At 73.9% G+C, this 12,348-nt stretch carries 10 protein-coding genes; 8 read left to right on the forward strand and 2 right to left on the reverse strand.

What is annotated here, in order from left to right; genetic code table 11:
- The first annotated feature begins 83 nt into the window (after positions 1-83).
- Both E7744_RS03455 and E7744_RS03460 read left to right on the forward strand, forming a co-directional pair.
- On the forward strand, positions 84-797 hold the full coding sequence (locus tag E7744_RS03455) for a tyrosine-protein phosphatase (RefSeq protein ID WP_137772923.1): 714 nt from the start codon (positions 84-86) through the stop codon (positions 795-797).
- Entirely contained in the window at positions 794-1,747 is a 954-nt protein-coding gene (locus E7744_RS03460; protein WP_137772924.1) for a DMT family transporter, read from the forward strand. The genes E7744_RS03455 and E7744_RS03460 overlap by 4 nt, the downstream gene beginning before the upstream one ends.
- On the opposite strand, the gene E7744_RS03465 is transcribed toward E7744_RS03460, so the two are convergent.
- Positions 1,686-3,950 (reverse strand): S9 family peptidase, encoded by a 2,265-nt coding sequence (locus E7744_RS03465; RefSeq protein ID WP_137772925.1) that lies wholly within the window; start codon positions 3,948-3,950, stop codon positions 1,686-1,688. The genes E7744_RS03460 and E7744_RS03465 overlap by 62 nt on opposite strands.
- A 39-nt stretch (positions 3,951-3,989) precedes the next feature.
- Entirely contained in the window at positions 3,990-5,456 is a 1,467-nt protein-coding gene (locus E7744_RS03470) for an NCS2 family permease (protein WP_137774818.1), read from the reverse strand.
- A gap of 210 nt (positions 5,457-5,666) precedes the next feature.
- Here E7744_RS03470 and E7744_RS03475 point away from each other — a divergent pair, with 210 nt between their 5' ends.
- The 6 genes from E7744_RS03475 to E7744_RS03500 all read left to right on the forward strand — a co-directional run bounded on the left by E7744_RS03475 (position 5,667) and on the right by E7744_RS03500 (position 12,271).
- On the forward strand, positions 5,667-7,346 hold the full coding sequence (locus E7744_RS03475) for a CocE/NonD family hydrolase (protein WP_168199742.1): 1,680 nt from the start codon (positions 5,667-5,669) through the stop codon (positions 7,344-7,346).
- A 118-nt stretch (positions 7,347-7,464) separates the two neighbouring features.
- Positions 7,465-8,247 carry an ABC transporter ATP-binding protein gene (locus E7744_RS03480; protein ID WP_137772927.1) on the forward strand — a complete coding sequence of 261 codons (783 nt, stop codon included), beginning with the start codon at positions 7,465-7,467 and terminating at the stop codon, positions 8,245-8,247.
- Complete coding sequence (locus E7744_RS03485) at positions 8,234-8,944, forward strand: ABC transporter ATP-binding protein (RefSeq protein ID WP_137772928.1); 711 nt, start codon at positions 8,234-8,236, stop codon at positions 8,942-8,944. Before E7744_RS03480 ends, E7744_RS03485 begins: the two co-directional genes overlap by 14 nt.
- Positions 8,944-9,828, forward strand: a complete 885-nt coding sequence (locus tag E7744_RS03490) for a branched-chain amino acid ABC transporter permease (protein WP_246858531.1) — start codon at positions 8,944-8,946, stop codon at positions 9,826-9,828. The genes E7744_RS03485 and E7744_RS03490 overlap by 1 nt, the downstream gene beginning before the upstream one ends.
- 29 nt (positions 9,829-9,857) lie before the next feature.
- Positions 9,858-11,012 carry a branched-chain amino acid ABC transporter permease gene (locus E7744_RS03495; protein ID WP_246858532.1) on the forward strand — a complete coding sequence of 385 codons (1,155 nt, stop codon included), beginning with the start codon at positions 9,858-9,860 and terminating at the stop codon, positions 11,010-11,012.
- A complete protein-coding gene (locus E7744_RS03500) occupies positions 11,009-12,271 on the forward strand; it encodes an ABC transporter substrate-binding protein (RefSeq protein WP_137772930.1) in 1,263 nt (420 codons plus the stop codon). The genes E7744_RS03495 and E7744_RS03500 overlap by 4 nt, the downstream gene beginning before the upstream one ends.
- The last annotated feature ends 77 nt before the right edge of the window (positions 12,272-12,348 follow it).

Consider the following 12,348-nt stretch of genomic DNA (forward strand, 5'->3'; position numbering starts at 1 on the left):
GGGGGACCCGGTCCCGGGTCGACAAGGCCCTGACGGTAGCGAACCTCGCCCCGTCCGGCCAAATCCGGTGGCACAGTGGTGACATGGACTGGGACGGCGCGGTGAACGCGCACCACGTGCTCGGCGGGCTCTACCGGATGGGCCGGCAGGAGTGGCTGACGGAGGCCGGCTGGCGGCACCTGCGCGAGGACGGTATCACCACCGTCATCGACCTGCGGGACGCCTCCGAGCGCACCCGCCGGCCCACCGACCCCGTGGTCGGCGAGGCCGCCCGGGCGGGGATCGAGGTGCTCCACCGCCCGGTCGAGGACCAGGACGTGGCGGAGTACATGGCCCCCGCGCTCGCCGCCGGCGCGCCCTACCCCAACCACCCGCGGTACTACCCGGCGGCCCTGCGCCACTTCCCGGACCGGCTGGCCCGGGTCTTCGCGGCGGTCGCCGCCGCGTCCGGCGGCGTGGTGCTGCACTGCTCGGCCGGCCGCGACCGCACCGGCCTGGTGGTCACCCTCGCCCTGCTGCTGGCGGACCGGCGGGACCTCGTGCTGCCGCAGTACGACGCCGGGGCGCGCGGCATCAACGACTGGCACCGCACCAGCCCCGTGCCGCACCCCTACGAGCGGCACCTGGCGGGCGCGGAGCTCGAGGAGTTCCTGGCCGGCCGGCTGCAGGCCCTGCGGGAGTTCGCCGACTCCCTGCCGGACGCGGACGCCGTGGCGGCCCTGCTGCTCGGGCACGGGCTCTCCGCCGCCGAGCTGGAGGCGGTGCGCGCCAAGCTGCGCGGCACCACGGCCCGGTGAGCCCCTCGACCAACCCGCTGCCCGTCGTCGTCCCCGGGGCGCCCGCCCACCCGGGCGGCCCGGCGCCGCGGGACCTGGCGGCGGGGGTGGGGCTCGTCGTCGGGGCGTGCGTGTCCCTGCAGTTCGGGGCCGCGGTGGCCATCGCGCTCTTCCCGGCCCTGGGCAGCTGGGGCGTCACCACGCTGCGCCTCGGGCTGGCCGCGGTGGTCCTGCTCGCCGTCGCCCGGCCGCGCGTGCGGGGCTGGAGCCGGCGGCAGTGGACCGCGGTGGCGCTCTTCGGCACCTCCATGGGCGCGATGAACGGGGTCTTCTACGCCGCGATCGACCGCATCCCGCTCGGGGTGGCGGTGTCCATCGAGTTCCTCGGCCCGCTCGTGCTCGCCGCCGCCATGGCCCGCCGGCTGCTGGACGGGCTGTGGGTGGCGGTGGCCCTGGCCGGCATGGCCCTGCTCGCGGTGGACAGCGCCACCGGGGCGCGGGCGCTGGACCCGGTGGGCGTGGTGCTCGCGCTCGTGGCCGGCGCGTTCTGGATGGGCTACATCCTCGCGAGCAAGCGGGTGGGCGCGCTCGTGCCCGGCACCGGGGGACTGGCCGTCGCGCTCGTGGTGGGCACCGCCGTCGTGCTCCCCCTCGGCGCCCCCGGTGCGGCCGGCGTCCTCGCGGACCCGGCGCTGCTGGGGATGGCGGTGGCGGTGGCCGTGCTGTCCTCGCTCGTGCCGTACACCTTCGAGCTCAACGCCCTGCGCCGGCTGCCGGCCCCGGTGTTCAGCATCCTGCTCAGCCTCGAGCCGGCGTTCGCCGCGCTGTTCGGCTGGCTGCTGCTGGGCCAGGAGTCCGGGCCGCTGCGCTCGGCGGCGATCGCGCTGGTGATCGCCGCCAGCGCCGGGGTCACGCTGACGGTGCGGCGGGCTGCGCCCCGGGCACGGGCACGGTGGCGCCGAAGGCGGTGAGCAGGAAGGCGTAGTCCCACGCGCGGTCCTCCCACGCCCGGTAGCGCCCGGAGGCCCCGCCGTGGCCGCCGTCCATCTCCGTCTTCAGCACGATCGGCGCCCCGCCCGCGGCCAGCGGCGTGGACTGGTCCGAGGTGACCGTGCGGCGCAGCTGCTGCACCCACTTGGCCGGCTCCACGTAGAGCACCCGCGTGTCGTTGAGGGAGGTGACCGCGGCGATCGCCGGGTAGTCCGCGGCGCGCACGTTCTCGTAGGGGGAGTAGCCGGCCATGTACCGGTAGACCTCCGGGTCGGTGATCGGGTTGCCCCACTCCTCCCACTCCAGCGCGGACAGCGGCAGGTCCGGGTCCAGGATGGAGGTGAGCGCGTCCACGAACGGCACCTGCGCCAGGCACGCGCGGTACAGCTCCGGGGCCAGGTTCAGCACCGCGCCCATGAGCAGCCCGCCCGCCGAGCCGCCCATGCACGCGATCCGGTCCGGGTCCACCCAGCCGGACTGCGCCACGAACCGGGTGGCGTCCACGAAGTCCGTGAACGTGTTCGCCTTGTGCAGCTTCTTGCCGTGCTCGTACCAGCCGCGGCCCAGCTCGCCGCCGCCGCGCACGTGCGCCACCACGTAGACCACCCCGCGGTCCAGCAGGGACAGCCGCGCCACGGACAGCCCCGGGTCCATCGAGGCCTCGTAGCTGCCGTAGCCGTAGACCACGCACGGGTTGGACCCGTCCCAGGGCGTGTCCCGGCGGCGGATCACGGTCAGCGGGATGCCCACGCGGCGGTCCGTGCTCTCCGCGGGGGCCCACCACCGCTCCACGAGGTACTGCCCCGGGTCGTGGCCGGGGACCTCCACCTGGCGGCGCACGTGCAGCGCGCCGGCGTCCGCGCCCGCCCCGGCCTCCCAGTCCAGCACCTGCGCGGGCGTCACCCACGAGGTGTAGGACAGCCGCAGGAACGGCGACTCGTACGGGGCGCCGGCGAGTTCGCACGAGTACAGCTCCTCGCCGAAGGCCGGCTCCACGGGGGCGGCCTGCTCCGCGGTGCCGAGGCCCTCGAGCGGCAGCACCACGGTGCGCGGGGTCGTCTCCCGGCGCACGGCCAGGGCCAGGTGGGTGGCCGTGACGGCGGCGCCGTCCACCTTGGTGGTCTCGGAGTGCCCGACGACGGTGCGCCAGGAGTCCGGGTCCGTCACCGTGGCGCGGGGGGCCAGGGAGACCATGTTGTTCGGGGCGTCCCGGTCGTGGACGATCACGTAGTGGCGCTCGCCGTGCAGGGTCACGGGGTCCACGCCGTGCAGCAGGCCCAGGGCGCGGTCCACGAGCACGCGGGGCTCGCCGAGCGGCTCCGCGGCGGACTCCGGCAGGTCCAGGGCGCGCGTCTCGGCCACCTCCGAGTTGCCGATCGAGATGACGAGCTCGGTGCGGTCCGCCGAGAGGCCGATGCCGGACCACATCCCCGGGTCGTCCTCCTGGAACAGCAGCCGGTCCTGGTCCACCGGGGTGCCCAGGGCGTGGGCGAGGACCCGGTACGGGCGCCAGGACTCGTCCGGCACGGTGTAGAGCACGCGCGTGCCGGTGCGGTCGAACAGGACGCCGTAGGCCACGTCCGGGACCTCGTCCGCGAGGTCCTCGCCCGTGCGCAGGTCCCGCACGCGCAGGGTGAAGCGCTCGTCCCCGGAGTGGTCCACGGCGTAGGCCATCAGGTTCCCGTCCGGGGAGACGGCCATGCCGCCGAGGGAGAAGAACGGCTGCCCCTCCGCCTCGGCGTTGCCGTCCAGGATGACCTGCTCGCCGGCCACGGGCACGCCCGGGGTGACGACCGGCGGCGTCCAGTCCGCGTGCGGGTCACCGGTGTCCCGCGCCGGCACCCGGCAGTGGACGGCGTACTGCCGGCCCTCCTCGGTGCGCACGAAGTACCACCAGTCGTCCTTGCGGGACGGCACGGACAGGTCCGTCTCCACGGTGTGCGCCTTGATCTCGGCGAAGATGGCGCGGCGCAGCGGCTCCTGGTCCGCCGTCACGGCCGCGGTGTACGCGTTCTCCGCCTCGAGGTGGGCGATCACCTCGGGGGACTCCTTGTCCCGCAGCCACTCGTAGTCGTCCGTGAACACCTCGCCGTGGTGCTCGCGGACCACGGGGCGCCGCTCGGCGACCGGGGGCCGGAGGGCGACCGGCGTGGTGGTGTCCGTGTTCGTCTGGGGGGAGGTCATGGACTCCATTGAACCCCAGGGCCGGCCCCCGGGCGGACCTCAGAGGCCGAGCAGCCCCCGGAACACGCCCATCCCGAAGTACAGGACGAAGGCGGCCGCGACGACCCACAGCAGCGGGTGCACCTCGCGGGCCCGGCCCTGGGCGGTGCGGACCACCGCGTAGGCGATCATGCCGGCGCCGATGCCGTTGGCGATCGAGTAGGTGAACGGCATCAGGACGATCGTCAGGAAGGCCGGCAGCGCGGCGCCCCAGTCGGTCCAGTCGATCTGCACCACCTGGGTGGCCATCATGAAGCCGACGACCACGAGGGCCGGGGCCACCGCCTCGAAGGGCACGAGGTGGATCAGCGGGGTGAGGAACATGGCCAGCAGGAACAGCACGCCGGTGACCACGGAGGCGAGGCCGGTGCGCGCCCCCTCGCCGATGCCCGTGCCGGACTCCACGAAGATCTGGTTGGCCGAGCCGGAGGCGCCGCCGCCGGCGGAGACGGCGAGCGCGTCCACCATCAGCACGCGGTTCAGGTCCGGGATCTGCCCGTCCGCCGTCACGTTGCCGGCCTCGCGGGCCAGACCCACGGAGGTGCCCATCGCGTCGAAGAACACGGACAGCAGGATGGCGAACACGAGCAGCAGGGCCATCAGCGGGCCCACCTGGGAGAAGGCGCCCAGGAGGTCCACGCTGCCGACGAGCGAGAGGTCCGGGGCGCTCCACTCGGGCACGGAGGGGGCGACGAGGGACCAGCCGGTGGGGTTGACGGTGCCGTCGGCGGCCACGGACGGGCCGATCCGGAACACCGCCTCGAGGACGTTGGCCAGCACGGTGGCCACCACGATGCCGATGAGGATGGCCCCCCGGGTGCGCCGGACGACCAGCACGGCGGTGACCAGCAGGCCCACGATGAACACGAGCACCGGCCAGCCCTCGAGCTCGCCGCCGGTGCCCAGGCCGACCGGCACCGTGGTGCCCGCCGCATCCGGCACGCGGCGGATGAACCCCGCGTTGACGAGGCCGATGAGCGCGATGAACAGGCCGATGCCGACCACGATGCCCGTCTTCAGGGCGTCCGGGACCGCGTTGAACACCGCCTGCCGGAACCCCGTGGCCACGAGCAGGACCATGACGAGGCCGGCGATCACCACCAGGCCCATCATGGCCGGCCACGTCAGGCCCTGGGTGGTGGCGACGGTGATGGCCACGAGGGCGTTGACCCCCAGGCCGGCCGCCAGCGCGAACGGGTGGCGGGCCCACACGCCCATCGCGATCGTGGCCACGCCGGCCACCAGGGCGGTGACGGCGGCCACGCGGCCGATCCCCAGCGTGTCGCCGTTCGCGTCCACGCCCGAGAGCACGAGCGGGTTGAGCACGATGATGTAGCTCATCGCCAGGAACGTGGCCAGCCCGCCCCGGACCTCCTGGCCCACGGTGGAGCCGCGGTGGGAGACGAGGAAGAAGCGGTCGAGGCCGTTGCGCGGGCGGGCGGACTCGACCGCGTTGAGGGTGGTCAGCGGCGAGGCGCCCGCGGGGGCGGCGGTGGCCGTCGCCGGGGTCGTCTCGGGGCGGTCGGGGGGAAGGGCTCGGACGAGGACATGGGTGCCATGGTAGCGACGGCGGCCCGGCCGGTTCCGCGCGAGGGCGGTGCTGCTACACTCGCGCGTGATCCGGGTCACGGCCCGGGCCGCGATCCGGGTCGCCACCCGGGCCACAGGGGGCACGCCATGCCGGACGGACCGCCGTTCCACCTGCGCTTCCGCGCGCCGCGGGCCCACCCCCGCGAGCGCGGCGGGGAGCCGCCGCGGCCGCGGACGGTGGAGGTCCCGGAGGTCGCCGGCGGGATGCGGGTCCACGTGGACCTCGCCATCCCCGTCCGCTCCGGCGGCGTGGCCCGCGCGGACCTCTACGCGCGGCCGGACGGGGTGCCCTGCCCGGTGATCGTCAGCTGGTCGCCCTACGGCAAGCACGTGCGCGAGGACCTCGGCGTCGTCCGGCCCACGTCCGGCATCCCGCCCGGCTCCACGAGCGCGTGGACCACCTTCGAGGCCCCGGACCCGGCCCGCTGGGTCCCGGCCGGCTACGCCCTGCTGGTCGTCGACGCCCCGGGCACCTGGTACTCCGGGCGGCGGGCCACCTACTGCTCGCCGGAGGAGGCGTGGGACTTCCACGACGTGATCGAGTGGGCCGCGGCCCAGCCCTGGTGCGACGGCGCCGTGGGGCTCAGCGGTGTCTCGTACCTGACGGTGTCCCAGTGGCGCGTCGCGGAGCTGGCCCCGCCGCACCTGCGGGCGATCAACCCGTGGGAGGGGTGGACGGACACGTACCGGGAGGTCGCCCGGCACGGCGGGATCCCGGAGACGTGGTTCTGGCCGTACATCTGGGACCGGTGGGGCTTCGGCGCCGGGGAGATGGAGGACCTCGAGGCGGAGGACCGGGAGCACCCCTGGTGGGACGCGTTCTGGGCCTCCAAGGCGGCCACGCCGGAGCGCGTGGCCGTGCCGGCCCTCGTCGTCGCCGGCTGGGCGGACCAGGGGCTGCACGCGCGGGGCACCCTGGAGGGCTTCCGCAGGCTCGGCTCGGAGGACAAGTGGCTGGTGGTCCACGGGCTCAAGAAGTGGGCCGAGTACTACCGGCCGGAGAACGTGGAGCTGCAGCTGCGGTTCTTCGACCGCTTCCTGAAGGGGGTGGACAACGGCTTCGAGGACCGGCCGCGCGTGCAGCTCCAGGTCCGCGAGGCCGGGCCGGCCCACCGGACCCGGTCCGCCGCGAGCTGGCCCGTGGAGGGCGGGCGCCGCACGGCCCTGCACCTGGACGCGGCGCGGGGGCTGATGTCCACCGCGGCCCCTGCCGCCGCCGCGACCGTGGACTACGACGCCCTGGGCAGCTACCCGGGGCCGTCACGGGTGGAGTTCCGGCACCGCTTCGAGGAGGACGCCGACGTGATCGGCTCCGCGACGGCCGTGCTGTACATGGACAGCCCCGGCCACGAGGACCTGGACGTGTTCGTCGCGCTGGCCAAGGAGGACCGCCGGGGGCGGACGGTCGGCTTCCCCTTCTACGGCATCCTCGACGACGGCCCGGTGGCCCTGGGCTGGCTGCGCGCCTCGCACCGCCGGCTCGCGGAGGCGGGCGACGCGCCCTTCCCGGTCCACGCCCACGACGGCCCGGAGCCGCTGGGGACCGTGCGCCCCGTCCGGCTCGACGTGGAGATCTGGCCCTCGGCCACGCACTTCGCGGCCGGGGAGACGCTCGTGCTCGTGGTGCAGGGCACCGACGTCAAGAAGTACCCCAAGCCCCTGCTGGTCGCCCGGCACGAGGACTCGGTCAACGCCGGCCGGCACGTGCTGCACACCGGTCCGGCGGCACCCTCCCGGCTCGAGCTGGACCTGCACGATCCCGCCTGAGGGACCGCCGGCAGACCCGTCCCGGGATTGTTCGCGGGATTGTTGCCAATCCGGGGGAGGGGTCCTAGGCTCGACCCCAGGTGATGCGCGTCACACGGCACCGGCGGGAGGAGGTCCCTTGGCTGCTCGACTCACGCTCGAGGGCGTCAGCCTCCACTTCGGGGGCGTGCAGGTGCTGCAGGACGTGGGCTTCGACGTGGACCCCGGCACGGTGCTGGGCCTCGTCGGGCCGAACGGCGCGGGCAAGACCTCCCTGTTCAACTGCATCTCCGGGCACTACGTCCCCAGTTCCGGCTCGATCCGGATCGACGGGGCGGAGATCAGCCGGACGCCGCCGGCCGGGATGTCCCGGCACGGCCTGGCCCGGACGTTCCAGCACCCGGCCCTGCAGCTCGAGGCGAGCGTGCTGGACAACGTGCTCCTGGGCGGGCACGCGCGCCTGCCCGGCGGACCGGGGCCGTGGGCCCTGCGCCTGCCGCCGATGGTCCGCAGCGAGCGCTCCCTGCGCGTGGAGGCCCTGCGGCTACTGGAGGAGCTCGGGCTCGGCTGGGCCGCGTGGCTGCCGGCGGACGAGCTCTCCCACGGGCTGCACAAGGGGATCGAGCTGTGCCGGGCCCTGCTCTCGCGGCCGCAGGTCCTGCTGCTCGACGAGCCCGCCGCGGGCCTGTCCGCCGGGGAGGTCGACGCGTTCATCGCGACCGTGCGGTCCCTGCGCGCCGCGGGCGAGGTGACCGTGGTGATCGTGGAGCACCACATGGGCGTCATCTCCGCGCTGACCGACCACGTGGTGGTGCTGGACCACGGGCGCAAGCTCATGGAGGGCACCGCCGCCGAGGCGCAGTCCGACCCGCGGGTGATCGAGGCCTACCTCGGGAAGGACGCCGCGGATGACGCTGCTTGAGATCACCGACCTGACCGCCTCCTACGGGCCCGTGCAGGTGCTCGGCGGGGTGTCCCTCAGCGTGCCCGAGCAGGGCGCCGTGGGCATCCTCGGGGCCAACGGGGCGGGCAAGACCACCACGCTGCGCGCCATCAGCGGCATGGTCCGCACCGGTGGCAGCATCCGCTTCGAGGGCCGGGACATCCGCGGCCGGCGCCCGGACGAGGTGGCGGCCCTGGGGATCGCCCACGTGCCGGAGGGCCGGGGCACCCTGGGCAACCTCACCGTGCGGGAGAACCTGCAGGTGGGCGCCTACCTCCGCAAGGACCGCAAGGGGATCCGGGAGGACATGGAGCACCTCCTGGAGCTGTTCCCGAACCTGAGGGAACGCTACGGGTCCAACGCCTCGGCGCTGTCCGGCGGCGAGCAGCAGATGCTCGCCGTGGGCCGGGCCTACATGGCCCGCCCGAAGCTGCTGCTGCTGGACGAGGCCTCGCTCGGCCTGGCCCCGAGCACGGCGCGCACGGTGTACGACGCCATCCGGGTGCTGCGCGAGCAGACCGGGGTGGCCATGCTCCTCGTGGAGCAGAACGCCAACCTCGCCTTCACGATCGTGGACACCGCCACCGTCCTCGAGACCGGCCGCAGCATCCTGACGGGCACGTCCCAGGAGCTGCGCGGCCGGGACGAGATCCGCAAGGCCTACCTGGGAGGCTGATGATGGGGACCTTCATCCAGCTCGTCGTCGACGGGCTCGCCCTCGGCTCGGTCTACGGCGCCATCGCCCTGGCGATCGTGCTGGTCCACCAGTCCACCGGCATGATCAACTTCGCGCAGGGCGGCATGGCGGTGCTCTCGGCCTACCTGTCCTTCACGTTCCTCGGGCTGGGCGTGCCGCTGCTGCTGGCGATCGTGCTCTCCGTGGCCGCCTCCTTCGTCCTCGGGGCGCTGGTCGAGCGGTTCCTGATGCGCCGGTTCATGCGCGGCGAGGCCGACACCCAGGTGGTGGTCACGGTCGGCCTGCTCACCCTGGTCACCGGGATCTGCGGCTGGCTGTGGTCCTACAACAACCTCCAGTTCCCGTCCCTGTTCCCGTCCGCGGGGTTCTCGCTGCTCGGCGCCGCGATCAGCTGGCGATCGCTGGGCACCTTCGTGGTCATCGCCGGCATCATGGTCCTGCTCCAGCTGCTGTTCCAGGGCACCCGGCTGGGCCTGGCCCTGCGGGCGGTCGCGGACAACCGGCAGTCGGCGGCGTTCTCCGGGCTGCCGGTCGGGAGGCTGCTCATGGTGGGCTGGGGCCTGGCCGCCGCCCTCGGCGCGGTGGCCGGCTCGCTCGTGGCCCCGCGGCTGTCCCTGACCCCCGGGATGCTGGACACCGTGCTGGTGTACGCCCTGGCCGCCGTCATCCTGGGCGGGGCCACGAGCCCCGTGGGCGTGGTCGTGGCCGCCTGGCTGATCGGCGTGCTGGAGAACCTCGCCGCCGTGTACCTGCCGTTCATCGGCCACGACCTGAAGATCGCCGTGCCGTTCATCCTGCTGTTCGTGGTGCTGCTGCTGCGGCCCCAGGGCCTGTTCGGGCGCAAGAGCGTGGTGCGCGTGTGATGGCCACGACGAGAGGACCGGGAGCGCCCGTGGACCAGGCCACCACCCCCGCCGCCGCCCCGCGCCGCCCTGCCCGGAGGGCGGGACCGCTGCAGGACCGCCGGGTCCGGCTCGCGCTGGGGATCCTCGCCGTCCTGGCGCTCGTCGTCGCCCCGCTGCTGCTGCCCATCCCGGTGAACCAGACCCTCGCCCGCATCGGCGTCTACGCCGTCGCCGTGCTCGGGCTCAACGTCATCATGGGGTACACCGGGCAGGTCTCCCTCGGCCAGATCTTCTTCCTCGGCCTCGGGGCGTACGTCACGGCGTACGGGGTCAACCAGGACTGGAACATCGTGCTGGTGTTCGCCGCGGCCGTGCTGGCGTGCGCCGTGGCGGGCGTGCTCGTGGCCCTGGCCGCCGCGCGGCTCGGCGGGCTGGCGATCGCCATGGTGACCATCGCCCTGCCCATCCTGGGCGTGCCGCTGGCCAAGCGCCTGGGCGAGTTCACCGGCGGCTCCCAGGGCACCTCGGCCCGCTTCTCCGCCGCCCCGGACTGGTCCGGGCTGGCCGACGACCAGTGGCAGTACTACCTCGTGCTGCTCATCGGCGGGGCCGTCTTCCTCATGGTGCACAACCTGGTGCGCGGCAAGTACGGGCGGGCGTTCCGGATCGTCAAGGAGAACGAGGCCGTGGCCGGGGCGATGGGCATCTCGCCCTACCGGTACAAGGTCCTGGCGTTCACCATCGCCGCCATGGTCGGCGGGGTCAGCGGGTTCCTCTACATGGTGGTCGTGCAGTACACCTCCCCGGAGACCCTGGCCTTCCACCACTCCATCAGCCTGCTCGCCTCGATGGTCGTCGGCGGCGCCGGCAGCATCATCGGCTCCCTGCTCGGCGGGGTCTACTACGTCCTCGTGCCGAACGTCATCAACGACGTGGCGCCCACCCTGACCGCGCTCATCCAGGGCATCGTCCTGCTGGCCGTGCTCTTCGTCCTGCCCGGCGGGCTCGCCAGCCTGCCGCGCGTGGCGCGCCGCCTCACCCGTCGCCGCTCCCCGGGCGCCCCCGCACGGGAGGCCGGTTCCTCCGGCCCCGACACCTCCGACCGCCCCGACGGTTCCCACCGCCCCGACGGTCCGGACAGCCCCCACCAGCCCGACCAGCCCGAGAGGCCCGGGACGACAGAGAAGGAAGAGACCCCATGACCATCCAGAGCACGGTCCTGCGTGTCGCCGCCGTGGGCGCGGCCGCCGCCCTCGTCCTGTCCGGCTGCGGACGTTCCGACGGCGGGGGCGGCGGTGGCGGCGAGGACGGCGGCACCGCGGCCAGCCCCGGCATCACGGACGAGGCCGTCACCCTCGGCGTCACCACCCCGCTCAGCGGCGCCACCGCCGGCCCCGGCACGTGCACGGTGGCCGGGCTCGCGGCGTACTTCGGGGCCGCGAACGCCGACGGCGGCGTGGAGTTCGGGGACGGGAAGACCCGCGAGGTGCGGATCCAGGCGTTCGACGACACCTACGACCCGCAGAAGGCACTGTCCAACTTCCAGCAGAACCAGGGCAAGGTCTTCGCCTTCACCTCCGGCCTGGGCACGCCCACCAACCGCGCCTACCGAGAGGCGGCCATCGACAACGAGGTGCCGCAGGTGCTCATCCAGACCGGCGACCCGATCTTCAGCGACCAGCAGGAGAGCCCGTGGCAGCTCGGGTTCGTGCCGACCTACCTCAACGAGGGCGAGGCCTTCGGCAAGCTGCTGGCCGAGTCCGGCGAGGACCTGACCGTGGCGATCCTGTCCCAGAACGACGACTACGGCGAGGGCTACGTGGACGGCTTCAAGCAGGCGGTCGAGGGCGCCGGCAACATCGAGATCGTCAAGGAGCTCACCTACGAGGCCACGGACACCTCCGTGGACGCCCAGCTGACCGAGCTGGCCGGGACGGACGCGGACGTGTTCTTCAACGCCATGTCGATCACCCCCCTCGTGATCTCCGCGATCGAGAAGACGCGGGAGCTGGACTGGCACCCGAGCTGGTTCCTGCCCTCCAACACCTCCAGCCCCGTGGCCATCCTGGACCCGGCCGGGGCCGACGAGGAGGACGGGTTCTACTCGGTGTCCTTCGCCAAGGCGCCCCAGTCCCCGGCCTTCGCCGAGGACGAGGACGTCACGACGTTCCTCTCCGACCTCGAGCAGTACGCGACCGACTACACGACCACCCCGGACTTCCCGCACTGCATGTGGAGCTACATGATCGGCGCGACCCTCGAGGAGGCCTTCAAGGAGACGACGGAGCCGACCCGGGAGAACTTCATGCAGGCGCTGCGCGGCATCCAGGACTTCCAGGCCCCGCTCATGCTCGAGGGCACCGCGGTGGACACCACGACCGACGGCCAGCCGGCCGTCTCCACCGTGGTGGTGCAGCGGTACAACGGCAAGGGCTACGCCAACGCCGAGTCGTTCGAGTAGGACCGCGACCCCGGCCGGTGGCCCACCGGCCGGGGTCTGCCGAGGCCATGGCCCCCGCCCGCCGGGAGGGCCCCGGC

It is taken from the genome of Citricoccus sp. SGAir0253 (genome assembly GCF_005877055.1).
Lineage (GTDB): Bacteria > Actinomycetota > Actinomycetes > Actinomycetales > Micrococcaceae > Citricoccus.